This is a genomic window from Agrobacterium tumefaciens str. B6 (genome assembly GCF_001541315.1).
GTDB classification, from domain to species: Bacteria; Pseudomonadota; Alphaproteobacteria; order Rhizobiales; family Rhizobiaceae; genus Agrobacterium; species Agrobacterium radiobacter.
This window is the reverse complement of sequence record NZ_LMVK01000016.1, coordinates 36,402-62,355: the sequence shown is the minus strand read 5'-3', so window position 1 is coordinate 62,355 and position 25,954 is coordinate 36,402. Positions and strand designations below refer to the sequence as shown.

Below are 25,954 nucleotides of genomic sequence, written 5' to 3'. Positions count from 1 at the left end.
TCACGCGCATCAATGGATCCTCGGGTCAAGCCCGAGGATGACGTCGAGTAAGGCTGCCGACTAGTGATAATTCACCTTTTCCGCATCAAGGATGCTGTCGGCATCCAGCGCGGCAATCGGAATATCGCTGCGCGCGGGAATATCGCCGGAAAGCTGAAGCGCAAGATAACGCCCGCAGCAGACACGCAGGAACGAGGTGAAGTTGCCGAGATCATGCCCGGCATCGATCGATTCATTATAAAGCTTGGCGATAAGCTGCACGCTGTTCATGCCATCCCGCCGCGCGATCTCGTCCAGCGTCGTCCAGAAGAAATTCTCGAGCCTTACGCTGGTGACCATGCCATCGATCCTGAGCGACCGCGTATGGCTTTCCCAAAGCGCCGGGTCTGCCTTGATGAAAAGCTTGCACATGGTTTCCTCCCTCACCACGTCTGAAAGATAGGCGGAAAACGGGGCCGGAAAAAGCCCCGTTTCGCAGGTCTTATTTGCCGAGCACCGCCATGAATTGCGAAAGCCATGCCGGATGTGCCGGCCATGCAGGGGCGGTCACCAGCTTGCCATCGGTAACCGCCGCATCGATGGCGATATCGGCATAGGTGCCGCCGGCAAGCTCGACCTCGGGACGGCAGGCCGGATAGGCCGAGCAGGTGCGGCCCTTCAAAACACCAGCAGCCGCGAGCAGTTGCGCACCGTGGCAGACGGCCGCCACCGGCTTGTCAGCCTCGAAAAAGTGCTTCACGGCGGCTAGCACATCCGCATTAAGCCGCAGATATTCCGGCGCGCGGCCGCCGGGAATGACCAGCGCATCATAAGCCGCAACCTTGATATCGGCGAAGGTGGCGTTGAGCGCGAAATTATGGCCGCGTTTTTCCGAATAGGTCTGGTCGCCTTCGAAATCATGGATGGCCGTGGCGATCGTCTGGCCCGCTTTCTTGCCGGGGCAGACGGCATGGACCGTGTGGCCGACAGCGAGCAACGTCTGGAACGGCACCATGGTCTCATAATCCTCGGCGAAATCGCCGGTGATCATCAAAATCTTCTTCGACATGTTTGCTCCTCCCGTTTTCGAATGCCTTTGGGCACTCTAGCAGTGTGGGTCGAAGCACGGGTATTATGGCTATACTACAAGGCCGATAAAGGCGGCATCACCGACCCCGCGGCGGCTCCGGCCAGCGACGCACACCGCCGCCCCAGGTCTCAAAGGCTCTGGAAAGCTTCAGCACGAGCAGATCCTCGTAACGCGGACCGACGATCTGCAGGCCGATCGGCATGCCCGATTTCGAAAAACCGCAATTGATCGAGGATGCGGGCTGTTCCGACATGTTCCACGGCACGGTGAAGGCGATATGTTCGAACGGCCGTGCGGGATCATTGGTGGGCGAGGCCCAGTCGGCCGGATAGGACACGATGGGATTGACGGGTGAAATCACCGCATCAACGGACTGCATCAACCGCCCGCAGAGCTTACGCATTTCCATGGTTTGGTTGAAACCGAAAACGGCGCGTGCGCCGGAAATATCCGCCCCCTTCTGTGCCCATTCATGAATATAGGGAAGGATCGCGGCGCGGCGGTCTGCGCTCAGCGCCGCCATGTCGCCCCAGAATTTCGCGCGCCAGAAGTCGTCCAGCCCATCCAACATTTCCCGCGCCAGCACCGGCTCGACAGGGATGACAATGGCGCCCGCAGCCTCGAACAGTTTCGCGGCGGAGAGTACGGCGTCGCGCACCTCTTCTTCCAGCGGCAGGCCGCAGCCGGCATCCAGCATCAGGCCGACTTTCAGGCCCTTCACGTCGATATCGAGGTCCATCCAGTCAATGCTGTTCGGCGGCAGCGATGTGCCGTCGCGCCAGTCGGGCCGTGAAAGCGTGGCCATCGCATAGGCCGCATCGATAACGGTGCGGGTCATCGGCCCAGCGCAGCGGCCGGTATAATAGGGATCGACGGGGATGCGGCCCTGGCTGGGCTTGAAGCCGAACAGCCCCGTCCACCCCGCCGGAAGCCGCACCGAGCCGCCAATATCCGTGCCGATATGCAGCGTGCCATAACCGGCAGCACCGGCAGAGGCCGCACCCGCGCTGGAGCCGCCGGGGTTCTGTGTCGGGTCCCACGGATTGCGGCTGAGCTTGTGAAAGCTGGAAAGGCCTGAGGAGAGCATGCCGTAATCCGGGCAGGTCGTCTTGGCGTAAAGGATCGCGCCATCCTCGCGGCAGCGGGCGGCCACCGGCGCGTCTTCAACCGCAGGCACCAGTTCTACCGCTTTGGTGCCAAGCGGAACGGGATGGCCTTTCGTGGCGATCAATTCCTTGAGCGAGACCGGAATTCCATCAAGGGCCCCGAGCGTTTCACCCTTTTGCCAGCGCTCCGTCGAGGCCAGCGCCTGCCGGCGTGCATCCTCCGGATCATAGGCGTAAAGCGCGTTCACGACCGGTTCGAACGCCTCGATACGCGCCTCCACCGCCTGCCAATATTCCGATGGCGAAAGCCTTTTACCCCGGTAAAGCGACAGGATTTCGAGCGTGTTGAGGTCTATGAGATCGGTCATGGCATCGTCTCGTCAGAAAAACAGGAAATATGGGCAACAGCTTTCCAGAGCGGTCAGCTTGTATCGCGCGGGTCCAGCAGATCGCGCAGGCCATCGCCGAGAAGATTGAGGCCGAAGACGGCAAGCGCAATCGCAAGGCCGGGCATGATGGCGAGCCAGGGCGCTGTGCCCAGATAGGTCTGGGCGTCCGCGAGCATTCGCCCCCAGGTGGCGGCGGGCGGCGGCATGCCGAGACCGAGGAAGGAAAGTCCTGCTTCCGTCAATATCGCAAGACCGAGCTGGATCGTCACCTGCACGATGATCTGGTTGGAAATATTCGGCACGATATGGAAAAGCGTGATCCGGGCGCGGTTCTGGCCGATGCTGGTAGCGGCGGTGACATATTCCCGCGACCATATCTGCAGCGCCGCCCCCAGCGTCAGCCGGGCGAAGACAGGCACCATGAAGGTGGCGATGGCGATGATGGCGGTAAAGCGCCCCGTGCCGATGAAAGCGCCGAGCATCATGGCCGACAGGATCGGCGGCACCGCAAAGATGATATCGCAGACGCGCATGACCACGGTTTCGGTGAAACCGCGCAGCGCCGCAACCGCAACGCCGATGGCCGTGCCGATAGATGCGCCGATGGCGACGGCAGCAATGGAGGTGGACAGCGAGTTCCACGCACCCGCCATCAGCATCGACAACACGTCGCGGCCGAAATGATCCGTACCGAGGCCGCCATAGACGAATGGCGATTTCAGCTTCTCGACGATCTGCATCTTTGTGGGGGACACCGGTGTCCAGACCAGCGACAACAGGGCGACTGCGACCAGAAAGATCGTAACGGCAATGCCGACGGCAAAGGCAGGGCGGCGGCGGATCAATCGCATCATCACGCACCTGCCCGCAGTCTGGGGTCGATGAGGAGATAGGCGATATCGACCACGAAATTCATGATGATCACGAGCGCCGAAAAGAACAGCACGACGGATTGCATGACGACGATATCGCGCTGGGTCAGCGCCTGATAGGCAAGCCGCCCGAGGCCCGGAAGATTGAAGACATTCTCGACAAGCACCGCCCCGGCGATAAGGAAGGTGAATTGCAGGCCGATCATGGTGACAACAGGGATCATCGCGTTCGGCACCGCATGCCGCCACAGCGCCACCCGCTCGCTTAAACCCTTGGCGCGGGCGGTGCGCACGAAATCCTCGTTCATCACCTCAAGCACGGCGGAGCGGCAGACGCGGGTGAGAACGCCGGCCTGCGACAGCGCCAGCGCGACCGCCGGAAGGATGAGCGCCATAAGACCCGCTGAAAAACTCGGTGTCCAGCCGGGAAAACCGCCTGATGGCATCCAGCCGAGCGTGGTGGAAAAAACGATGATGAGCAGCAGCCCGACCCAGAAACCGGGCACGGCAATGCCCACATGGGAAAACAGCCCGGCGGCAAAATCCAGCGCCCCGTTACGGTTCCGCGCCGCCGCCACGCCGAGTGGAATGGCGATGGCGACAGACAGGCAGACTGCCAGCAGCGCAAGCGGCAGGGTGACGGCCAGCCGCTCGAGGATCAGCCCCACCACCGGCACGCCATAGGTATAGGATTGCCCGAGATCGCCCTGAAACACGCCGGCGAGCCAGTGGAGATAACGCAGTGGCAGCGGCTGATCGAGACCCATCTGCTTCTGCAGTGCAGCGAGCGTATCCGGACTGGCGGACGTGCCAAGCATGATCGCCGCCGGATCGCCCGGCAGCAGGCCCATGACGACATAGATGATGAGGGAAACGGCAAACAGCGTGATGACGAGGCTGACGAGACGCCGGATGAGGACGGCTAACATCTGGCATCTTCTCCTTGTATGCTTTCACCTGCGGTCGAGCGTCCAGTCACCTCTCTCTCGTCATTCCGGCCCCGAGCCGGAATCCAGCCGGCGCGCGTCTGCGCGGCGGAGAGAGCCCTTTCAGCCCAAGGACTTGGGCTGGCTGGATGCCGGATCAAGTCCGGCATGACGGAAGAAACCGGTATCGACAAAAGTCACTCTTCCCAATGCACATCCGTCAGCACATTCGAGGGAATGGGTTCGTTTTCCCAGAGCCCCTTCACCTTCTTGTCCCACACGCCGAGCTTCGGCATGACGAAAAGGTAAAGTGCCGGCACATCTTCCGCGAGGATTTTCTGGGCGTCACCGTAAAGCGCTTCCTGCTGGGCCGCATCCGCCGTCTTTTCAACGTTGCCGACGACCTCGTTGAAGGCCGGGTTCCTGTAATTGAAATAATAGGGATCGCGCGCATAGATATCGATATCCATCGGCTCCGCATGGGCAACGATGGTCATGTCGTAATCCGCGCCCTTCAAGACATCCGCCACCCATTTGGCCGGAAATTCGGTCGTCTCGATGGTCATCGTCACGCCGATTTCGGCAAACATCGCCTGCAGAATTTGCGAAGTGCGCTGGGCATAGGCCATCTGCGGCGCCTTGATGGTGAAGCTGAACCCGTCAGGGTAACCCGCTTCGGCAAGCAGCGCCCTCGCCTTGTCGACATCGTAGGAGTGCACTCCTGTCGTATCGATGTAACCGCGGTCATTCGGGGTGTAATGGCTGCCAATGGCCGTGCCGAAACCGGACCACGCGCCTTCGATGACCGTGCCGCGATCCACCGCCATCATCAGCGCCTGACGCACGCGCTTGTCATCAAAGGGCTTGCGGGCATTGTTCATGCCGGCCACGACCTTGAGCTCGGTATTGCCGACGAAGGTGCCAAGGCGCTTATCGCCATCAAAGGAGGTCATCAGCTCCGGCGCGCCGAATTCCGGGAAAGCATCGATATCGCCTGACTTCAGCGCCGCGGCCTGCGCCTGCGGATCGGAGACGAAACGGAAGGTCGCCTTGTCGAGCTTCACCGCCACGGCCTTGTCCCAATAGGCATCGTTCTTCTGCAACTCGACCTTGTCGCCCTTGGCCCAGTTCACGAATTTGAACGGGCCTGTGCCGACGGGCGTGGTGCGGTTATTGTCAGCACTTTTCGGCGCCACCATCACGGATGCCGGCCAGCCGAGCCAGTAGAGAAGGCTGCCGGCTGGCTGCTTCAGCTTCAGCACCAGCGTTGCGGCATCCGGGGTCTCGATACTGTCGATGGCCGCGAAGAAGCGCTTCTGCGGATTGACCGAGCTTTCGCCGCGCGCCCGATCCAGCGAAAATTTCGCAACGGAGGAATCGAAGGCCTCGCCGTCATGGAAGGTGACGCCCTTGCGCAGCTTGAATGTATAGGTCTTGCCATCAGGGGAAATTTCCCAGCTTTCGGCAAGCTGCGGCCTAACCTTGCCTTCGCGGTCGATCGTCACCAGACCTTCGAAGATATTCTGCCAGGTGACCTGGCCGATGGCGACGGGGGCGGCAATGGTCGGATCGAGCCCGGCGGGCTCGACGGCCATGCCAAGCGTCAGCGCGGTTTTCGGCGCGGCATCCGCCGCCGTTATCGAAAGCGGCAGCCAAAGCGCCGTGCCCAGTGCGAGGCTCAGCGCGGCGCGGCGCGAAAGCGTTGCCGCCTGCGAAAGATAAATGCGTGGCATCATTGTCCCCTGTCTGGCGGCCGGGGCATTTTTGCCCTTCCAAAGACCACCCGTTGCAAAAAGAGTGTCATGTTGCAGGCGCACACACAATCTCGATTTTTGTGTGCTCCGTGTAGCTGAAATGGCTACACGGAAATGCGGATGGAAATCAACCTCCCGGGCGGAAAGGCCAAACCGTCTCGCTTATCCCGCCGTCGCCTCGCGCATGAAGCGCTCGATGAAATCGGCAAGCTTGGAGGCGGCGAAGGACAATTGCCGGTCGGGAGCAACACAGAGATCGATCTGGGTGTGGATGCCCTTCTTGCCGGAGAGCGGAACGGCGACCATCTGGCCACTGCGGATTTCACGCGCCACCGAAAGCGCCGGCAACAGCGTGGCGGCGACGTGGCCCAGCACCAGTTCCTTCAGCATTTCCAGCGAGCTGGTGATGAAGACAGGGTCAAGTTCGATGCCCGCATCGGCAAACAGCGTATCGAATGCCTGACGCGCAGCAAAACTCTTGTCCGGCAGCGCAAGCGGCAGGCCCGCCAGTTCCTTCAGCGAGACTTCCGGCTGGGCGGCGAGCGCGTGGCCAGTGGGGAAGATGACATCATAACTGATGCGGGTGCGCGAACGCACCTTGACGCCTGATAGTTTTGGCGCAAACAGGCTGACGACAAGGTCCGCTTCCGCCGCACCCAGCGCCTCCATCGCCTGCCGGGCGCTGGTAATATGCACCTCGAAACGCAGTTTTGGATATTTCAGGCTGAACTGCGCCAGCACCGGCGCCAGAAGGTTCGCCACCGTGGCGCCATTGGCATAGACAGTGACCCGGCCACGCTGCAGACCTTTGAGATCGTCTATCAGCTGGTGCACATGGTCGAGTTCGCGCAACGTCTTGCCGGCGCGGGCGGCGAGCAGCTCACCCGCTGCCGTCAACTTCACGCCCCGGCTGGAGCGCTCCACCAGCGGCGAACCGAAATAATATTCGAGGTTTTCAATCTGCCGGCTCACCGCCGTCGGCGCAACATTCAGGTTCTCCGCCGCAGCGCGCATGGAATTGGTGCGGACGAGTTCGTCGAAATACATCAAGGCGCGCAATTGCATGGGGTGGGTACCTGTTGCGGAAATGCCGGTGTGGCGGTTCACCATATCATCGCAGCGCGATGAGAGAATACTTCGCCCGGGAAGATCACCTGTGGAACGAACGCGCGCCGCCTGTTTCTTCTCCCAGGCGGGGAGAAGAAACAGGCCGCACCGTCTCGCCAATCAAACGCGCTTGAAACCCTCGCTCGCCACCAACAGCTGGCGGGTATAATCCGCGCTGAATTCCCGGCTTTCCAGCGCTTCCGCCTCCAGCATTTCCACCACCTTGCCGCTCTTCATCACCGCCAGGCGATCACACATATGGCTGATGACGCCGAGATCGTGGCTGACCATGACGAAGGTAAGGTTACGATCCTTGCGGGCCTGTTCCAGAAGGTTGAGGATTTCCGCCTGAATGGAGGCATCGAGCGCCGAAGTCGGCTCATCCAGCAGCAGGATTTTAGGCTCGACGATCAGCGCACGGGCAATGGCAATGCGCTGCCGCTGGCCGCCGGAAAGCTGGTGCGAATAGCGGAAACGGAAGCCTGAACCGAGGCCGACTTCATCCAGCGCGCGGGCAATACGCTGCTCGCGATTGTCGAGACCGTGGATGACCAGCGGTTCAAGCAGCAGCGCATCCACCGTCTGGCGCGGGTGAAGGGAGCCATAAGGGTCCTGAAACACCATCTGCACGTCGCTGTAGAAGCTCTTGTCGCGGTGCTTGCTGGAATAGGAGCGCCCCGCCACCATCAACGAACCTTCGTCGAAATGGTTGAGGCCGGCAATGGCGCGCAGCAGGGTCGACTTGCCGGAACCGGACTCGCCGACGATGCCGAAGGATTCACCCTCGGCCACATCGATGCTGACGCTGTCGAGCGCGATGTAACCGTCGAAATCGACCACCATGTCTCTGATAGAAAGAGCTGTGTTCATGCGCGCCACTCCGGCTTGCGTTCCAGAACCGGCAGCGGATGCCGGTGGCCGCCAATTTCCGGCAGGCAGTTCAAAAGCCCCTGCGTATAGGGGTGTTTCGCTTCCTTCAGATTGGCGGAAAAAAGCTCTTCCACCACCTTGCCCGCATACATGACGAGAACGCGGTCACAGAAGGAGGAGACGAGCCTCAGATCATGACTGACGAAGATCAGCCCCATGCCGCGGTCGCGCACCAGCTTGTCGAGAATGTCGAGCACTTCCAGCTGAACCGTGACGTCGAGCGCCGAGGTGGGTTCGTCGGCGATCAACAGTTCCGGGCCACAGACCAGCATCATGGCAATCATAACGCGCTGGCCCATGCCGCCGGAGACCTCGTGCGGGTAAAGATCGAAGACGCGCTCGGGATCGCGGATCTGCACCGCTTCGAGCATCGCAAGCGTGCGTTGGCGCGCCTCGCTGCCGCCGATCTTTTCATGGGTGCGCAAGGTTTCCATGATCTGGCGGCCGATGGTCATGACCGGGTTCAGCGAATATTTCGGGTCCTGCAGGATCATGGCCATGCGCTTGCCGCGCATGATCCGCCGCTCCTTTGCGGACGCCTTGAGCAGGTCGATATCGCCGAAACGCAGGGCATCGGCCTCGATGCGCGCACTTTTCGGCGTCAGCCCCATGATGGCGCGGCCGGTCTGGGACTTGCCGGAGCCGGATTCGCCGACAATGCCGAGACGCTCACGCCCGAGCGTGAAGGACACGCCGCGCACGGCTTCCACCAGCCCGGTGCGGGTGGGGAAGGAAACGCGGAGATTCTGAACGGTCAGAAGCGGCGCACTCATTGGCCCGCCTCCTTGGGATCAAGCGCATCGCGCAACCCGTCGCCCAGCAGGTTAAACCCGAGGCTGACGATGAGGATCGCCACGCCGGGCATGGCCGCGACCCACCATTGGTCGAGAATGAAACGACGCCCGGAAGCGATCATCGCGCCCCATTCCGGCAGCGGCGGCTGTGCGCCGAGGCCTAGGAAGCCGAGACCGGCGGGGGGGAGGATGATGCCCGCCATATCCAGCGTGACGCGCACGATGAGCGACGACATGCAAAGCGGCATGACGTGTTTCAGGACGATGCGGAAGGGCGACGCGCCCATGAGCTTCACCGCCGCGATGAAATCGGAATTGCGGAAGGTCATGGTTTCAGCGCGCGCGATACGCGCATAGGGCGGCCAAGAGGTCACCGCGATGGCGAGCACGGCGTTTTCGATGCCCGGCCCAAGTGCGGCGACCAGCGCCAGCGCCAGAACCAGCTTTGGAAAGGCGAGGAAGATATCGGTGATGCGCATCAGAACCGCATCCCCCCAGCCGCCGGCATAACCCGAGACGGTACCGACGATGAGCCCGATGGGGGCCGCGATGATGGCCACCAGCAGCACGACAAAGAGGGTCAGCCGCGAGCCATGAATGAGACGCGAGAGAATATCACGCCCCTGATCGTCGGTGCCGAGCAGGTAACCGGCAGTACCGGGCGGCAGAAGCCGGGCATTACGCAGATCGCCCTGCACCGGATTATGCGGCGCCAGCACATTGGCAAACAGCGCAACGAACAGTAGCGCAACAATGATGCCGAGACCGAGCAGCGCCAGCCGGTTTTCCGAAAAGCGCCGCCAGATGACATAGGCCCGGCCAAGACGCGCCTGCCTGCGCGAAGCCGGCCGGTCGGAGAGCAGCCATTCGCGGCTGTAAGGTTTCAGTGTATCGGTCGAAATCGTCATCGGCTGCGCGTCCTTGGGTCGAGCGTCCGGTAAAGCAGATCGGAAAAGAGATTGATGCCGACGAAGATGGCGCCGATCACGATCGTGCCGCCAAGAACGGCATTCATATCCGCATTCTGCAGGGAATTGGTGATGTAGAGGCCAAGCCCCGGCCAGGCGAAGATGGTTTCGGTCAGCACCGAACCTTCGAGCAGACCGGCATAGGACAGCGCAATCACCGTTACCAGCGGCACGGCGGCGTTGCGCAGCGCGTGGAACCAGATGATGCGGGTTTCCGAAAGCCCCTTGGCGCGCGCCGCAACGATATATTCCTGGGCGAGCTCGTTCAGCATGAAGGAACGCGTCATGCGGCTGATATAGGCCAGCGAAAAATAACCGAGCAGAGAGGCGGGCAGGATGATGTGGCGGAACAGGTCCCACAACACGTCCCATTGCCGCTGCCAGATCGCGTCGATCAGGAAAAAGCCCGAGACCGGCGTGAAGGTGAATTCATAGACGATGTCCATGCGGCCGGGATAGGCGACCCATTGCAGCCGGGCGTAAAACACCAGCAGCGCCAGAAGGCCGAGCCAGAAGATCGGCACGGAATAGCCGATCAGGCCGATGACGCGCACCACCTGGTCGGCAAAGCTGCCGCGCTTGACGGCGGCAAGCACGCCGAGCGGTATGCCGAAGACGGCGCCGATGATGGTGCCGATCGTCGCAAGCTCTATGGTTGCCGGGAAAACCCGCTTGATATCCTCCATCACCGGATTGGTGGTGAGGACGGAGATGCCGAAATCGCCCGAAAGCGCCTGCTTCAGATAAAGAAAGAACTGCTGCCAGAGCGGCAGGTTGAGGCCCAGCTGCTCACGCACGCGCTCAACCACATGGGCAGGCGCGCGGTCGCCGACGATCGCCAATGCGGGATCGATCGGCACCACACGGCCAATGAAAAATGTGACCGCCATCAGCCCCAGAAAGGTGGTGATGACGGTGACGGCGAAGCCGAGAACGGCCTTCACACGGGCGTTGGCACGGCGTTTGCCCTGCCTCGCCCGGCTGTTCGTTTCAACGATGCTCAAGAGACCGATCCTTCCGGATCATTCCTTGGAGATCGTATAGACGTAGTTGGTGTCGAAGCTCGGCCCGAGCTTCAGGCCCTTTAGCTTGGCGGAATAACCGGCCACTTCCGTCTGCTGGAAGATGATGACGAAGGGACCCTTCGCCAGAACTTCCTTCTGCAGGTTTTCATAGATGGCGGCGCGCTTGGCGCTGTCCTTCTCCAGCAGAGCCGACTGGGTTTCCTTGGTCAGATCAGGAACATCCCAGGCATTGCGCCAGGCGAGTGTCTTGTTCTTGCCCTCATCGGAATTGTCGTAGTTGATGGTGAAGGTTTCGGCATTCGAGTTCGGATCGAAATAGTCCGAACCCCATTGGCCGATGTAGATATCATGGGTGCGGGCGCGGTACTTGGTCAGCGTCTGCTTGCCGTCGCCCGGAATGATTTCCAGCTTGATGCCAGCCTGCGCCAGCGTCTGCTGTACGCTTTCGGCAATGCCGGTCACCGGCTGCGTGTTGCGCACATCCATGGACACGGTAAAGCCGTCCTTCAGGCCGGCCTTGGCCAGAAGTTCCTTCGCCTTGGCGACGTCGAGCTTGTAGGGGTTCTCGTTGAGCGCACCCAGCTGGCCCTTCGGCAGGAAGGTCTGATGGACTTCGCCGATGCCCTTGATGATCGTCTCACCGATCGCGTCATAATCGACGAGATATTTGAACGCCTCGATGACCTCGGGCTTCTTCAGGTTCTCGTTCTTCTGGTTGAGGCTGAAGTAATAGACGGTGCCCTTTGGCGCAGAGGTGACGGCAAGGCCTTCCTTCTTGGAAACGGCCTCCATGTCGCCTGGCTCAAGGTTGCGGGCAACGTCGATATCGCCGTTTTCAAGCGCCAGGCGCTGGCCGGAGCTTTCCTTCATGTGACGATAGACAACGCGCTTCAACTTCGGCTTCTCGCCGTAATAATTCGGGTTGGCCTCCAGAATGACCGCCTCATTGGCCTTCCAGCCGAGGATTTTGTAGGGGCCGGAACCGGCATAACCCGTCTTCAGGAACTCGTTGCCGAAATCGGTGTCGTATTTGTAATCGGCGCTCGGCGTGACCGACTTCGCCTTTTCGGTGATGAGCTTCTTGTCGACCACCGACGCAACGGTTGCGGTCAGCACGTTCAGCACGAAGCTCGGCGCGTAGGGCTTGTCGACCGTCAGAACGAAGGTGTTTGCATCCGCAGCCTTCGCCTTTTCAGTGACATTGTCGCCCTTGAGGCCGAACTGCGTCAGCAGGAATGCGGGCGACTTGTCGAGCTTGACGGCGCGTTCGAAGGAGAAGGCAACGTCGTCAGCGGTGACCGGATTGCCGGAGGCGAATTTCAGGCCGGATTTCAGCTTGAACGTATAGGTCAGGCCATCCTCGGAGGTCGTCCAGCTCTCGGCGAGATCGCCGATAACCTTGGACGTGTCGTTGAGATCGATGGAAACCAGCTTGCTGTAGGTGTTGCCGGTGACTTCAGCGGCGGACAGCTCGAATGCCTCGCCCGGATCGAGCGTGATGATGTCGTCGATGGCGAAACCTTCCACCAGCGTATCGGCCGGCGTGGCGGCAAAAGCGTGCGGCGCAGACAGCATCATCAGCGACAGGGCAGCACTGGTGCTGAGAATACGCATGGATTTGTTGAGCGATTTGATCATAGGATCTCCCCTTTTGTTATAAGATTGATTTCGTTCGCTTTTATGTGTTCTCAGGCGGCCTCATGCCAGGCCTTGGATAAGACGCGCAGCCAGTTTTCCCGGCATATTTTAGCAAGTTCTCCATCACCGTAGCCCGCCGATTTCAGCGCCGCAACCAGATTGTGATTGCCGCTCGCATCAGCAACGCCGACGGGTATCGTCGCGCCGTCGAAATCCGATCCCAGCGCCACGCAATCGATGCCCATGCGCTCCACCATGTAGTCGATGTGGCGCACCATGTCGGAAAGCGGCGTGTCAGCAATGTCGCGCGCATCCGCCCTGAGCATGGTCACGGCATAGTTGAGGCCGACTAGTCCGCCGCTCTCCTTGATGGCATCCATTTGCCTGTCGGTGAGATTGCGGGCAACCGGGGTGAGCGCATGCGCGTTGGAATGGCTGGCGATCAAAGGCTGGTTAGTGGTCTTGGCCACATCCCAGAATCCCTTTTCGGTGATATGCGCGAGATCGATGAGAATGCCGAGCCGGTTGCACTCCTTAACCAGCGCAAAACCGGCATCGGTGAGGCCGGGCGCCGTATCTGGCGACATGGGGTAAGAGAAAGGAACGCCGTGGCCGAAAATATTGTGCCGGCTCCAGACCGGGCCGAGCGACCGCAGGCCGGCGGCGTAAAACACCTCCAGCGCGTCGAGATCGGCGCCGATCGCCTCACAGCCTTCCATATGCAGCACCGCAGCGAAAATATCCTCGGCAAAGGCCTTGCGAATATCGGCCGTCGAGCGGCACAGCCGCCAGGCGCCGGCGCGATCGAGCCTCAGCGCAATCGCCGCCTTCTCCATGGCGATATCCAGCGAAGGCAGGCGCTCCAGCGGAGCGGCGAGCGGCGTGTTGTAATGGCCGCTTTCATCCGGTTCCTGCAGAATGAGGTCGCCGGAAGGGATATAAATGGCGCAGATGCCGCCGCCGAGACCGCCTGCCCTTGCACGGGGCCCATCGATATGGCCTTCGCGCGTACCATTCTTGAATTCGGCCACCGGATCGGCACCGGCCTTGCTGTTGCGCCACAACCGAAGCAGCACATCATTATGACCGTCGAACACTGCATGCATGGGAAGAAATTCCAGTCATCGGAAAGAACAAAACAGGGGCGGGCAGACGCCGGGATGACACCGCGCGAAAGCAAACCGGCGCATTATTCGCCGACCGCTATTGTCTGTCGGAGCCGATCTTAGGACGATCTCTTCGAGCTTCGCAAGACACAAATTAGGCAGCGGTGAAATTATCACCACTTGCCTTTTGCCGGAATTTGCGCTTCGTCAGGCGCGCCACCCGTCTTCCGCTTTGGTGAGCAGCGGCGTGGCGAAAACGCCCCTCACCCGCTCCGGCCATTCCGGCCCGAAAGCGGCGATTTTTTCCCGCCAGCGATCCGATTGCAGCATGGCCGCACCGATAACGGCGGGCCGGATGCCGGACGCGGCGGGAAGCGCAAGACCTGATACGATGGAGCTGCCGCTGGAGATCACATCACCCACCAGCGCCACCCGCCTGTTCTCGATGAGCGGCAGCATGCGGGGATCGATATAGAGCCGTTTTTCCTGCCGGGTGGTGATGGAGGACATCGGCACCGACAGTTCCTCCAGATACCAGAATTTGCGCGAGGTGCCGAGCGGCACGTAACGGGAATGGCCGAGATGCCGAGCAACGGCGGCGGCGAGCGTCAAGCCCAGCGTCGGCAGGCCGATAACGACATCCGCATTGAAGGTCGCGAGCTTGGCGGCGAGATCGGCGGCCAGCGCCTCCAGCACCGCGAACGACGCCTGATTGACGATGAGCGATGCCAGCGCGTGCTCCCCATCCGCAAGCGGCCGGACGGGCAGGCAGATCTGCCTTCCATCATCCAGTTCCGCCGGAAAAAAGCTGGAATGCGGACCCGCCGTACCGAAGGTGGCCGGCGGAAGAATATCCTGCCAGAACTCATGCGGCGCGGCGGGAGAATGGGCGGCGGGCGATGCGGATGGCGGCATCGGTTTTCCTTTCAGGATCGGGATCGCGCAAGGCGGACGCGGTTTTCGGCCGCGCCGATCCCGTTCGGCGCATCAGGCATTTCAACAACCGCGAATATGCGGCGGGTTCATTTCATTGGCTTTTTCCGCTAGAACGGAAACAAAGCAACAGGCATTCGGACAAACCCACCTATGACGCGGGTTTTTCCCATATTCAAGGACAAGCTTCCCATGAGACTGCTGGATCGCATCGGCGAGGATCTGCCATTCCTGACGGAGCTTCGTCATGATCTGCACGCGCATCCGGAACTGGGTTTCGAAGAGGAGAGAACCAGCGCCATCGTCGCCGATCTTCTCGAGCGCGCCGGGCTGAAGGTACATCGCGGTCTTGGCGGCACCGGTGTGGTCGGCACGCTGCAGGTGGGTAATGGCACCCGCAGCATTGGCCTGCGCGCCGATATGGATGCGCTTGCCATGCCTGAGGCGCCCGACCGGCCCTATAAATCGAAATTTCCCGGCAAGATGCATGCCTGCGGACATGACGGCCATACCGCCATGCTGCTTGGCGCCGCGCGTTACCTCGCAAAGACCCGCGACTTCTCCGGCACCGTGCATTTCATCTTCCAGCCGGCCGAAGAAGGCCGTGGCGGCGCGAAGAAAATGGTGGAGGACGGGCTTTTCACGCTGTTCCCCTGCGATGCGGTCTATGGCCTGCACAATATGCCGGGGCTTGGGCTCGACGAGATGGCCGTGGTGGAAGGCCCACAGCTGGCCTCTTCAGACAGCTGGCGCGTCACCTTCAAGGGTATCGGCACCCATGGCGCCAAGCCGCATCTCGGCCGCGACCCGGTAACGGCGGCGGGCACCTTCCTCGCCTCGCTGCAAACCATCGTCGGCCGCGTGGTCGATCCGCTGCAGCCCGCCGTGGTCAGCGCCTGTTCGGTGCAGGCGGGTGACCCGAAGGCGCTCAACGTCATTCCCGATCTCGTCGAAATCGGCGGCACGGCGCGCGCCTATGCGCCCGAGGTGCGCGACCAGCTGGAAGCGGAAATCGACAGGCTGGCAAAGGGCACGGCGGCGATGTTCGGCATAGAGGCGCATTACGAATTCATCCGCCGCATTCCGCCAGTCATCAACGAGGCGGATGCGACAAAACGGGCGCTGCGCGCCGCCAAAACCGTCTTCGGCAATAAGGCCCGCACCGCCTTCCCGCCCTCGACCGCCGGCGACGATTTCGCCTTCTTCGCGGGCGAAGCTCCCGGCTGCTACGTCTGGCTCGGCAATGGTCCGGCGGTGGACGGGGCGCTGCACCACAACACCTCCTACGACTTCAACGATGCGGCCATCGTGCCGGGCGTCGCTTTCTGGGCGACGCTGGTGGAGCAGGAACTGGCGGCGGAGTGAAACCTCGGCGATGGCCGCTCAGGCGCGCCGCGCGCCCGGACTGGCAAGGCTGGCTAAAATTCCGGCAAGCGCGCAGCCGGCGGTGATGGCCATGATGCCGGGCCAGCCGGCATGGATCCAGAACCAGCCGCCGATCCAGCCGGTGATGCTCGCGCCGCAATAATAAAACAGCAGATAAAGCGCGGAAGCATGGCTTTTGGCGCTTCCCGCATTGGCGCCCACACCACTGCTGGCAGCCGAATGCCCAATGAAAAATCCGACGGTTATCGCCGCAATCCCCGCCACGATGAGGATGATGCTTGAGGCGAAGGTCAGCAGGATACCGGCAAGGATGGTGGAAAAGGCAACCACCAGCATGATCCGCCGGCTGAACCGGTCGACCAGAGCACCGCCATAGGAGGAAGCCACGATACCCAGGGCAAAGGTCAGGAAGATCATGCTAACGGCGGTGCGGCCCAATTCGTAAGGCGGCGCGACGAGGCGAAAGGCGCAATAGTTGAAAACGGTGGTGAACACGCTCGTCAGCATCGCGCCGAGGAAATAGAACCGCCGAAGTTCAGGATTTCCAAGATGTTGCGCCCATATTCTCAGATGATTTTTCAGCGGCATATGCTGCGGCCGGAAATTCCGCGAGGGCGGAAGAAGCAGCAGGAAGCCGATGGCCGCGAGGATGCAGACCGCCCCCAGCGCATACATCGCCACCTGCCATGAGGTATAGGCGGACACCAGCCCCATGCCGACACGTCCCGCCATGGAGCCGAACGCCGTGCCGCCGACATAAAGCCCCATCGCCTTGCCGAGACTGGAAGGTTCGATCTCCTCGGCAAGATAAGCCATGGCGACGGCGGGAACGCCGCCGAGCACGAAGCCTTCCAGCGCGCGGGCGGCAAGCAGCCATGCCCAACCTTCCGTGCTTGCTGCAATGATATTGGCGATGGCGGCCAGCATCATCGAAACGAACATCAGATTTCGGCGGGTGAAGAGCTGGGCAAAAGCACCGCTGAGAAGAATGGCGAATGCCAGCGTTCCCGTCGTCAGCGACAAAGCGAGCGATGCGGTTGCGGGGTTGATGCCGAATTCCGCCGGAAATTCCGGCAGCAGCGGCTGCACGCAATAAATCAGCGAAAAGCTGGCAAAGCCGGCCAGAAAGAGCGCCCAACTCGCCCGGCGAAACTGGCGGCTTCCCTGCCGGATCCAGAGCACATCCGGCGGCTCCTCCGTCATGACGATCGGCGGGGTGAAATCCTGTTTTTTGAGCTGGCGCATCGGGTTTGTCCTTTTCGCTCCCAGCTATAGCGCAGCTCTGTCTTTCATTCTAATATATGGAACGCGTTCATGCCATATCTGGATCTAATATCATGGAACTCAGGCACATCCGCTATTTTCTGGCCATCGCCCATGAAGGCAGCTTTACGCGGGCAGCAGAACATCTGGGAATCGCGCAGCCGCCGCTCAGCCAGCAGATAAAGATTCTGGAACAGGAAATCGGCGTGCGGCTATTCCGGCGTCTCGCGCATGGCGCGGAACTGACGCCTGCGGGTCATGCGTTTCGCATCGCGGTGACCCATATTCCGCATCAGGTGAGCGAAGGTATCCGGCTTGCACGCAGGGCGGCGGCCGGTGAAACCGGTATCCTGAGAATAGGCGTTACCGGCACGGCGGCGCTCAACCCTCTGGTTCCGGCCTGCATCCGCACTTACAGACGCAAATACCCTGACGTGGAACTTCAGGTGATGGAGGCAGCTGCTCTCGCGCTGACACCGGCCCTGCTTGAAGATCGGCTGGACGTGGCGCTGCTGCGCCCCTCACAATCCGACCCTGATACGTTGCTCGAGGAAGTGCTCACTGACGAACCGCTTCTGGTCGCCCTGCCGGCATCCCATCCACTCGCGCGGCGCGGAACCGCCATAGACCTGATAGAACTGCGCGAAGACCCTTTCATTCTGACGCCACGCAGCATCGGTACCAGCCTTCACGATGCATCGATAAAAGCCTGCGAGGAGGCTGGATTCACGCCGCGTCTCGGGCCGGCTGCACCACAAATCGTCTCGATATTGTCGCTGGTCGCGGCCGAACTCGGGGTTTCCCTCGTTCCGGAATCCGTCGCGCAGGTCAAAATGCACAACATCGTCCTGCTGCCCTCCAGCGGCCCGCCGCCACAGCTTTCAATATCGCTCGCCTATCGGCGCGGAACGACATCGCCCGTGGTGAAGAATTTCGTGATGGCAGCGCGCATTGCCGCGCGTGAAACACAGACGCCTGACGGGCCCAAGGTGGAATAAATCGCAGCGCGCAGATGCGAACCGCCGCTATTCGAGAACGGCAATCACCGGGCTTTCCATCACCTTGCCCGTAAGCACATCGGCAATACCCATATCCGTCTGGTGCGGGCCGATATTGCAGGCGAGCGTGGCGCCGAAGCAGGCCTTGAAGACGAGATAGGGCGGTTGCCATTCCACCACCCTGCCGACGGCGGCGCGTAATTCCGCGAAAGCCTTTGCCACGTCTTCAAGCGGCGCATCGGAAACGAGGCCGGAAAGCGGCAGCGGGAGACGTGCGGTGACCTTGCCCTTGGAGGCGACAGCCATGCCGCCGCCTGCCGTTATCACCGCATTGGCGGCGAGCGCCATGTCCTCGGCATTGCCGCCGAAGACGGTGAGGTTGTGGCTGTCATGCGAGACGGTGGTGGCGAAAGCGCCGTCCCAGTTTCCCCAGCCGGTGAGGAAGCCGGTCTTCGTGACAGGCTCGGCCTTGCCGTGACGGTGGGTAACGGAAATCATCGTTGCGCCTTCGGGCGGAACGATGAAACCGTCCTTCACATCGGCTTCCGCTTCGCCCCATTGCGTGAAGCGCGGGCGGTCGATGGTGGCGAGACGCACCTTTACACCTTCGGAAGCAACCCGAAAATCATTGACTGCGCGCAGCGGCAGCTTCATCGAACCTTCAAGCGCCGTCGCATCACAGGCGGGAACCTCGATGAGCATATGCCCGCCTTCCGCAACCGCCCTGCCCTCGGCCAGGACGTGGCGGGCGGCAAAGCCGCTCAGATCCTCGAAGACGACGATATCGGCGCGACGGCCGGCGGCGATAAGGCCGAGATCGGAACGGCCGAGCCTTTGGGCGGCATTGAGCGTTGCGGCGCGCAGCGCCCATTCCGGCTTCAGGCCATAACGGACAAGGCGGCGCACCACATCATCGAGCCCGCCGCCCTGCAACAGGTCATCGGGGAAGACATCGTCGGTGCACAGCGTCACCGTCTGCGGCAGATGGCCGAGCGTATTCAGCGCCTCGACGAATTCCGGCAGCAGATGATCGTGGGAGCCGCGCAGCTCGATGGTCATCCCGGCCCGCAGCTTCGCCATCAGGTCTTCACCCGAGACCAGCTCGTGATCGGAAGAGACGCCCGCCGCCATGAAGGCATTGAGATCGACGCCCTTCAGGCCGCGTGCATGGCCGCAGACCAGCTTTTCCGAGACAAGCCCGGCCTGCACGATGCCGCTCATGCGCGGATCACGCTCGATGACGCCGCGCATATTCATGATTTCCGCAACACCGCCAACCTGCGGCCATGACAGGATATCGGCGAGAACGGCGGCATCGAAATCCGCGCCGCTGCATTCCAGCCCCGGTGCTGACGGCACTGAGGACGGTGCGAGCAGAATGGCGCGGAGCGGCAGGTTTTCGATAGACTTCGCCGCCCATCGAACGCCATCGACACCATGCACATTGCCGAATTCATGCGGGTCCCAGACGATGGTGGTGACGCCGCGTGCGACGACCGCCGCCGCATAGGCGGCCGGTGTAACCATCGAGCTTTCGATATGCATATGCGTGTCGATCAGACCCGGCGAGACATAGGCGCCGGCCGCATCGATGATTTGCGCAGCGTCGCTGCGGCTTGCCGGTTCGTGAACACTGCCGATCAGCGGACCGACGATGCCGATATCGGCGGCGCGAAGCTCTCCCGTAACCACGTCCACCAGCGTTCCGCCAAGGATGAGGACATCAAAAGGCGCATCGCCGCGCGCGGCGGCAACCGCGCGGGTGCGCAGCGCATTGTCGTTGAGATCGCCAGGCTCGCGTGTCGGGAATTGCGCACTCATCGGGCGGCCTCCCGGCGCAGCGCCCCAAGAACCGCAGCCTTTGCCGCTTCGGCATTCACCGTCTCGGCGAAATGCGCGTTGAATCCCTTCGCCTTCTCGGCCCGTGTCTCGACCACGGTTCGTCCGCGCGTCAGCGAGGCGTAAAGTTCGACATCGATCCTTGCCTGCCGCCAGCCAAGAAACTCGGAGGTGAAGCCGACAGCGGCGACGGGATCGTAAAGCGCCATGGCCGGTCTGCCGCGTCTCGTGGCGATGCCGATGAAACCTTCCAGCAGATCGGCAATCAGGCCGGCGTTTTTACCGCCGGCATTGCGGATCGGCAGTACATCGGCCGGCGAAGCGGTGACTTTGCGGCAGGCGTCCAGATCGACCATGCGTAGCGGCAGGCCGTGGGAAAGCACGATGGCTAGCGCTTCCGGATCGGCGAAGGCATTGAATTCGGCCGAGGCCGTGTGGTTGCCGCTCGTCACGCCGCCCCCCATCCAGGTGAGGTCGGAAATTCTGGCGGCAAGATCGGGCCGGGCGAGGCAAAGTGCGGCAATATTGGTGAGCGGACCGAGTGCGAGAATGCGCTTCTCGCCTGCCCCCTCCAGCCAGCCGCACAGGGCGGCGAAAGCATCGCTCTTCGGCAATGCTGGCGCATCCGGCAGGCTTTGACCGACAGTCGGAATGCCGCTATCGCCGAGGATAGACTGGGCAGTTTCGAGCGCACCGAGCACCGGCATCTCACGACCCTGATGGATCGGCATAGACCAGCCAAAGGCAGCGACGGCCCCGGCGGCATTGAGGCAGACCGCCTGAAGCGTCGAGTTGCCGAAGACCAGCGAAATGCCGTCAATGGCAAGGCCTGCCGATTGCACCACCATGATGGCGGCGATATCGTCAAAGCCCATATCGGTATCGATCCACACACCCATGATCAGCCAAACACCTTGAGGCTTGCCGCTTTTTCGACTGGCAGGTCAAAGGCGAGCGTATCACCGATCGTATGGGCGGTCAGCGCAGCGTCGGTTTCCGCCTTGATGGCGCCAAGCGGCGTATCGAGCAGATATTCGCGAGTATTTCCGGCAAAGGATGTGCCGCGCACGGTTCCCTGGAAAGGACCTGAACCGAGGGTTACCATGCGCGGCCGCCAGGCCAGTCCAGATGCTGAAGGGACTGGTCCGGAAAGCGGTGTTGTGCCGTTTGCGGTTTTCAGCGCGCCGCCTTCCAGCGCGAAGATGTTTTCGAAGCCGACGAAGTCTGCCACGAAGGACGAAACCGGTGCGTTATAAATCTCTTCCGGCGTGCCGATCTGCTCAATCTTGCCGCCCTTCATGACGACAATGCGGTCGGCCAGCGCCAAAGCCTCGATCTGGTCATGGGTGACGAAGATCATCGTCACGCCGGTTTCCTTCTGCACGCGCTGCAATTCGGTGCGCATTTCAAGGCGCAGGCGGGCATCGAGGTTGGAGAGCGGCTCATCGAGCAAAAGCACTTTCGGCTCCATGACCATGGAGCGCGCCAACGCCACGCGCTGCTGCTGGCCGCCTGATAGTTCCGCCGGTTTGCGCGAGGCGAAGTTGGACAGGCCCACAGACTTCAGGCCGGAGGCGACCTTGTCGTCCAGCGCCTTGCCGCTCATGCCCTTGAGTTTCAGGCCGAAGGCGACGTTTTCATAGACCGTCAGATGCGGGAAGAGCGCGTAGGACTGGAACACCAGCCCGACGGCGCGCTTGTTGGCGGCCACACGGGTGATATCGACGCCATCGAGATCGATACGTCCGCCCGCCACCGGCATCAGTCCGGCAATGGCGCGCATCGTGGTGGTCTTGCCGCAGCCGGAAGGCCCGAGCAAAGCCAGAAGCTCGCCCTTGCGGATATCAAGGTCGAGATCCTTCACGGCGACATTGCCGCCATAGGCGAGCAAGACTTTTTGGAGCGAAAGGTAATTTGCGTCAGACATAACGGGAGAACCCCAGAAAACGTTCGGCCATGAAAACAATGCCGATGGAAAGGAAGGCGAGCAGCGAGGAGAGTGCGGCGACGGACGGATCGAAGACGATTTCCATATAGCCCAGCATGTCGATGGGCAGCGTGCGCACGCCGGGGCCGGACAGGAACAGCGACACCGGTACCTGGTTGAAACTCGTCACGAAACCGAGAATGAAGGCGGAAAGAATACCGCCGCGAATATTGGGCAGCACCACGCGAAAAAATGCGCCGAGCCGCGACGAGCCGAGCAGCACCGCCGCCTCCTCGATATCAGAACGCAGATTATTGAGGCTGGCCGAAACCACCCGCACCGCATAGGGCAGGATGAGCGCCGTGTGGGCGAGAAACAGGGCAAGCGTGATGCCGATGCCGAAGGGCACGACGAAATAACGTAACAGCGCCAGACCAACGATGATGCCGGGCACGATGATCGGCGCGGAGACGATGGTGCGCACCGTCTCGCTGAACGGCAGCTTGTAGCGCGACATGGCGTAGGCGGCGGGAATGCCGAGGATCAGCGCCGTGAAGGTGCCGCCGATGGCAAGGAACATCGACATCGCAAAGCTTTCGCGGAAGCTTTCCACGGTGAAGACCTTGGCGATCCATTTCAGCGAAAAACCCTGCGGCGGAAAGGCGAGCGTATCGCCAGCCGAAAACGAGGCCGCGACGATGATGAGGAACGGCCCGATCAGGAAACCGACGACAAGAAGGAGCGTGAGCGGAATGAAGAGCTGCCGGGTCATTTCTTGCTCCTTGCGGTGGCGATGCGCTTCAGCAGGATATTGGCGGCAAAGCTCATGACGATCAGGATGAAGGCGATGACGCTGGCGGCGACGAAATTGTTGGAGACCGTCACCTGCTGGTAAAGCAGGGTTTCCAGCATCAGCACCTTGGAGCCGCCAAGAATGGCGGGCGGGATATAGGCCGTCAGCGAACCGGTGAAGACCAGCGTGCCGCCGACGACCAGCCCTTCCTTGGTGAGCGGCAGGATGACCTTCCAGAACACCTGCAACCAGTTTGCGCCGAGAACGCGGGCAGCCGCGATCGTATCCTTCGGCATATTCTCCAGCGCGCTGATGAGGGAGATGATCATCAACGGCAGGAACAATTGCAGAAGGCCGATGAAGACGGCCGTTTCGGAAAACAGGATGCGGATCGGCGCGTCGCTCAACCCCACCGCCTGCAGCGCCTGGTTGACAATGCCGGTTCTGCCGAGAATGACGATCCAGGCATAGGTACGGGCGACGGGCGAGATCATCAGCGGCAGCACGACGAGATTAACGACGTGTCCCTTCGATCCCGGCGACAGGTTGACGATGGCGAAGGCCGCGGCATAACCCACCACGGCCGAAACGGCGGTGACAAGTGCGCCAAGCTTCAGTGTGCGCAGGAAAACGGTCTGGTTCAGCGGATCGGAGAAGAAATCGGCATAGGCCGACAACGTCCAGCCGTCGGCGGTGCGGAAGCCCTCCGATAAAAGCATGAAGACCGGCACGAGAAAGACCGCCGCCGCGAAAATTGCGGCGGGCAAGGCAAGCGCCAGCGCTTCGGCCCGGTTCTGAAACATGGGTTTATTCCCTGAACGGCCTGCGGGCCGGTTGTTTTTTGGCCAGACGCGCCAGCCTGCGAGATTGCGGGGTGGAAAAGCGGTCAGGGGACGACCGAACCGCTTTTCCCGGAATGGAGCCGTCCTCACGGACGTTTCGATGCCCCATTCCAAACGGTGAAAGGACTTATTGGCCGACCTTGGAATTCCACTCCGACAGCCACTTGTCGCGGTTATCAAGCGTCACGTCGGAGGGGATGAGCTGCAGGCTTTTTGCGGTTTCGTCGCCATAGGTGATGTTATTCGCCACCTCGTCGGAAACCTTGACCTCCCTGTTGGTCGGGCTGTCCACCAGCTTTTCGGCGAGCGCCTTCTGAACATCGGTCGAAAGCCAGAAATCCATGAACTGCAGCGCGAGATCTTCGTTCTTCGTACCCTTGGGCACGACGAGCACGTTCATGCCGCCGGTCTGGCCTTCCTTGGGTGTCGCCCAGGCGAGCGGCAGGTCAAGCTTGGTGAATGGCGCCCAGGAGAAGCGGCCGATCGGCGCTGCCCAGATTTCTTCCTGCTGCATGAGCTGCACCAGCTGCGAGGACTTGACGTAGAAGGTGACGATATCGTCCTTCTTTTCGCCCACGGCCTCGATGGCGCCGGAAAGATCAGGCGTGTCCTTGCCGATGGCCTTGCCGAGCATATAAAGCGCCGGCGGGCCCTGATTGGTGGTGACATTCGGGAAGGCGACGTGATCGACGATACCGTCCTTCAGGAGATCGGCCCAGCTATCGATCTTCATCTTGTCGGTACGGTAGACGATTGATGTGGCGTAGAAATTGACGCCGACGCTCATGCCGTCGCCATTCGGATCCTTGGCGATGTCATAGAGCTTTCCGATATTCGGAACCTTGGCGGCGTCGATCTTCTGGATCAGGTCCTTGCGGGTGGCGGAAAGTGCATCCGCCATGGAAACGATGGCGAGATCGACCACCGGATTGGCCTTGTTGGCCTCCATCTTGGCCAGACGCTCGACGCTGTTGCCGGTCTCGACGACCAGCTTGCAGCCGCATTGCTTTTCGAACGGCGTATAGACCAGTTCCTTGAATTCGTCCTGCGCGAAGGCGTAGACAGAGATCGTCAGCGTCTTGTCCTGCGCCTGCGCTCCGCCCATCGTCAGCATCAGGGTGGCGCCCGATGCAAGAATGATCTTTTTCATGGTGTGAGTTCTCCTGCTGTCGTTTTTTTGGCTTCAATCGCGTCATGCTTTGCCTTGCCGGTGGAACCGCGCATGATCAGCGCCATCGGTACTTTCGAGATGTCCGCCGTCACATCGACAGCGACGCCGTTTTCACCCGCGCCGTCGATTGCGCGCAACAGCGCGCCGACGGCCAAATCGGCTATGCGGCCCATATCCATGCGCATGGTCGTCAAGGGCGGGGTGACCACCGCGGAAAAAATGAGATCGTCGAAACCGGTGACGCTCGCCTCTTCCGGCACCTCGATGCCCTCACGCTGCAATTCGGTGAGCGCGCGTAGCGCATGCAGATCGGATACGGCAGCAAAGGCGGTGAACCCTTCGGAACCCCTGTCGGCAAGCCCAAGCCGGCAACCCGCGCCGTCCGCCTGTTCAATGGCGTCCACCCAGAGCGTCTGCGTCACGCATGCCTTGCCAAGACCATCGCGAATACCGCCAAGACGGTCGTTCTGCACATTGGAATCCCGGTTTTTGCCCACCAGCACCACCTTGCGATGGCCAAGCCCCGCCAGATATTCGCCAACCTGCCGGCCGCCATCCCAGTGGTCGGCGGCAACCGTGTTTCCGGGAGTCGAGGGACTGTCGATAACCGCAACAGGACAATCGACATCGGCAATGCGCGTGCCACGGCGGGGGACAACCACCATGCCATCCACACCGCGCTCGATCAGCCGGTTGATGGCATCCGTCTGCATGGCGATTTCGCCGCGCGCATCGGCAATCAGCACACCGTAACCGGCAGAGACCGCCGCCTTTTCGATGGCCTGCGCGATCTGCGGGAAAAGCGGATTGGCGATATCGGGCAGAACCAGCCCCAGAACACCTGATCTGCCGGTGCGCAGCGCCCTGCCCGCCGAACTCGGCACATAACCAAGTTCGCTTGCGGTCTTGCGGATGCGCTCCACCAGCTCCGGCGAAACACGACCCTTGCCGGACAGCGCATTGGACACGGTTGCCACCGACACGCCGAGTGCCGCTGCTATCGCGCTCAGATTGGTGGCAGGCCGTGAAGACGCCATGATGGTCCGAAGAGGCTGATTAAACGTTTAATCACGATAATCCAGCTAAGCTCTCCTGTCGAGTCCGCAAGACGGCAAAAC

Annotated in this window: 24 protein-coding genes; 2 read left to right on the top strand and 22 right to left on the bottom strand. The window is 61.4% G+C overall.

Annotation, left to right across the window (positions count from 1 at the left end; all coding sequences use genetic code 11):
* Positions 1–60: 60 nt before the first annotated feature.
* The 14 genes from ASB65_RS14810 to ASB65_RS14745 form a co-directional block, all read right to left on the bottom strand.
* Positions 61–411, bottom strand: a complete 351-nt coding sequence (locus tag ASB65_RS14810; protein ID WP_003504781.1) for a ribbon-helix-helix domain-containing protein — start codon at positions 409–411, stop codon at positions 61–63.
* Positions 412–481: 70 nt separating this feature from the next.
* Positions 482–1,048: a DJ-1/PfpI family protein gene (locus ASB65_RS14805; protein ID WP_060724434.1), complete on the bottom strand. Its 567-nt coding sequence runs from the start codon at positions 1,046–1,048 to the stop codon at positions 482–484.
* Positions 1,049–1,145: 97 nt separating this feature from the next.
* Positions 1,146–2,543 (bottom strand): amidase, encoded by a 1,398-nt coding sequence (locus ASB65_RS14800; RefSeq protein WP_060724433.1) that lies wholly within the window; start codon positions 2,541–2,543, stop codon positions 1,146–1,148.
* Positions 2,544–2,596: 53 nt separating this feature from the next.
* Positions 2,597–3,418, bottom strand: a complete 822-nt coding sequence (locus tag ASB65_RS14795) for an ABC transporter permease (RefSeq protein ID WP_060724432.1) — start codon at positions 3,416–3,418, stop codon at positions 2,597–2,599.
* Positions 3,418–4,365 carry an ABC transporter permease gene (locus tag ASB65_RS14790; RefSeq protein WP_060724431.1) on the bottom strand — a complete coding sequence of 316 codons (948 nt, stop codon included), beginning with the start codon at positions 4,363–4,365 and terminating at the stop codon, positions 3,418–3,420. Before ASB65_RS14790 ends, ASB65_RS14795 begins: the two co-directional genes overlap by 1 nt.
* A gap of 194 nt (positions 4,366–4,559) precedes the next feature.
* Positions 4,560–6,095, bottom strand: coding sequence for an ABC transporter substrate-binding protein (locus ASB65_RS14785; RefSeq protein ID WP_080868694.1), 1,536 nt, complete (start codon positions 6,093–6,095; stop codon positions 4,560–4,562).
* A gap of 183 nt (positions 6,096–6,278) precedes the next feature.
* Positions 6,279–7,181 carry a LysR substrate-binding domain-containing protein gene (locus ASB65_RS14780; RefSeq protein ID WP_060724445.1) on the bottom strand — a complete coding sequence of 301 codons (903 nt, stop codon included), beginning with the start codon at positions 7,179–7,181 and terminating at the stop codon, positions 6,279–6,281.
* A 162-nt stretch (positions 7,182–7,343) separates the two neighbouring features.
* Complete coding sequence (locus ASB65_RS14775) at positions 7,344–8,093, bottom strand: ABC transporter ATP-binding protein (RefSeq protein WP_060724444.1); 750 nt, start codon at positions 8,091–8,093, stop codon at positions 7,344–7,346.
* Positions 8,090–8,926: an ABC transporter ATP-binding protein gene (locus ASB65_RS14770; RefSeq protein WP_060724429.1), complete on the bottom strand. Its 837-nt coding sequence runs from the start codon at positions 8,924–8,926 to the stop codon at positions 8,090–8,092. Before ASB65_RS14770 ends, ASB65_RS14775 begins: the two co-directional genes overlap by 4 nt.
* Positions 8,923–9,855 (bottom strand): ABC transporter permease, encoded by a 933-nt coding sequence (locus tag ASB65_RS14765; RefSeq protein WP_060724428.1) that lies wholly within the window; start codon positions 9,853–9,855, stop codon positions 8,923–8,925. Before ASB65_RS14765 ends, ASB65_RS14770 begins: the two co-directional genes overlap by 4 nt.
* Positions 9,852–10,919 carry an ABC transporter permease gene (locus ASB65_RS14760; RefSeq protein ID WP_060724427.1) on the bottom strand — a complete coding sequence of 356 codons (1,068 nt, stop codon included), beginning with the start codon at positions 10,917–10,919 and terminating at the stop codon, positions 9,852–9,854. Before ASB65_RS14760 ends, ASB65_RS14765 begins: the two co-directional genes overlap by 4 nt.
* Positions 10,920–10,937: 18 nt before the next feature.
* Positions 10,938–12,578, bottom strand: coding sequence for an ABC transporter substrate-binding protein (locus tag ASB65_RS14755; protein WP_060724426.1), 1,641 nt, complete (start codon positions 12,576–12,578; stop codon positions 10,938–10,940).
* Positions 12,579–12,628: 50 nt separating this feature from the next.
* Positions 12,629–13,684 (bottom strand): dipeptidase, encoded by a 1,056-nt coding sequence (locus ASB65_RS14750; protein WP_060724425.1) that lies wholly within the window; start codon positions 13,682–13,684, stop codon positions 12,629–12,631.
* 207 nt (positions 13,685–13,891) lie between these two features.
* A complete protein-coding gene (locus ASB65_RS14745) occupies positions 13,892–14,599 on the bottom strand; it encodes a phosphoribosyltransferase (protein ID WP_060724424.1) in 708 nt (235 codons plus the stop codon).
* A 210-nt stretch (positions 14,600–14,809) separates the two neighbouring features.
* On the opposite strand from ASB65_RS14745, the gene ASB65_RS14740 reads away from it, so the two are divergent.
* Positions 14,810–15,982, top strand: coding sequence for a M20 aminoacylase family protein (locus ASB65_RS14740; RefSeq protein WP_060724443.1), 1,173 nt, complete (start codon positions 14,810–14,812; stop codon positions 15,980–15,982).
* An 18-nt stretch (positions 15,983–16,000) separates the two neighbouring features.
* Here ASB65_RS14740 and ASB65_RS14735 read toward each other — a convergent pair whose 3' ends face one another.
* A complete protein-coding gene (locus ASB65_RS14735) occupies positions 16,001–17,248 on the bottom strand; it encodes an MFS transporter (protein ID WP_060724423.1) in 1,248 nt (415 codons plus the stop codon).
* 92 nt (positions 17,249–17,340) lie between these two features.
* Here ASB65_RS14735 and ASB65_RS14730 point away from each other — a divergent pair, with 92 nt between their 5' ends.
* The gene (locus ASB65_RS14730; RefSeq protein WP_060724422.1) at positions 17,341–18,264 is read left to right on the top strand and encodes a LysR family transcriptional regulator; all 924 of its coding nucleotides are present in this window, start codon (positions 17,341–17,343) and stop codon (positions 18,262–18,264) included.
* Between the two features lie 27 nt (positions 18,265–18,291).
* On the opposite strand, the gene ASB65_RS14725 is transcribed toward ASB65_RS14730, so the two are convergent.
* The 7 genes from ASB65_RS14725 to ASB65_RS14695 form a co-directional block, all read right to left on the bottom strand.
* Entirely contained in the window at positions 18,292–20,085 is a 1,794-nt protein-coding gene (locus ASB65_RS14725; protein ID WP_060724421.1) for an adenine deaminase, read from the bottom strand.
* Positions 20,082–21,002 (bottom strand): nucleoside hydrolase, encoded by a 921-nt coding sequence (locus ASB65_RS14720; protein ID WP_060724420.1) that lies wholly within the window; start codon positions 21,000–21,002, stop codon positions 20,082–20,084. The genes ASB65_RS14725 and ASB65_RS14720 overlap by 4 nt, the downstream gene beginning before the upstream one ends.
* Before the next feature lie 2 nt (positions 21,003–21,004).
* Positions 21,005–22,030, bottom strand: coding sequence for an ABC transporter ATP-binding protein (locus ASB65_RS14715; protein ID WP_060724419.1), 1,026 nt, complete (start codon positions 22,028–22,030; stop codon positions 21,005–21,007).
* A complete protein-coding gene (locus tag ASB65_RS14710) occupies positions 22,023–22,802 on the bottom strand; it encodes an ABC transporter permease (protein ID WP_060724418.1) in 780 nt (259 codons plus the stop codon). The genes ASB65_RS14715 and ASB65_RS14710 overlap by 8 nt, the downstream gene beginning before the upstream one ends.
* Positions 22,799–23,626, bottom strand: coding sequence for an ABC transporter permease (locus ASB65_RS14705; protein WP_060724417.1), 828 nt, complete (start codon positions 23,624–23,626; stop codon positions 22,799–22,801). Before ASB65_RS14705 ends, ASB65_RS14710 begins: the two co-directional genes overlap by 4 nt.
* A gap of 166 nt (positions 23,627–23,792) precedes the next feature.
* Entirely contained in the window at positions 23,793–24,815 is a 1,023-nt protein-coding gene (locus ASB65_RS14700; RefSeq protein ID WP_060724416.1) for an ABC transporter substrate-binding protein, read from the bottom strand.
* The gene (locus ASB65_RS14695) at positions 24,812–25,873 is read right to left on the bottom strand and encodes a LacI family DNA-binding transcriptional regulator (protein WP_060724415.1); all 1,062 of its coding nucleotides are present in this window, start codon (positions 25,871–25,873) and stop codon (positions 24,812–24,814) included. Before ASB65_RS14695 ends, ASB65_RS14700 begins: the two co-directional genes overlap by 4 nt.
* Positions 25,874–25,954: the final 81 nt, after the last annotated feature.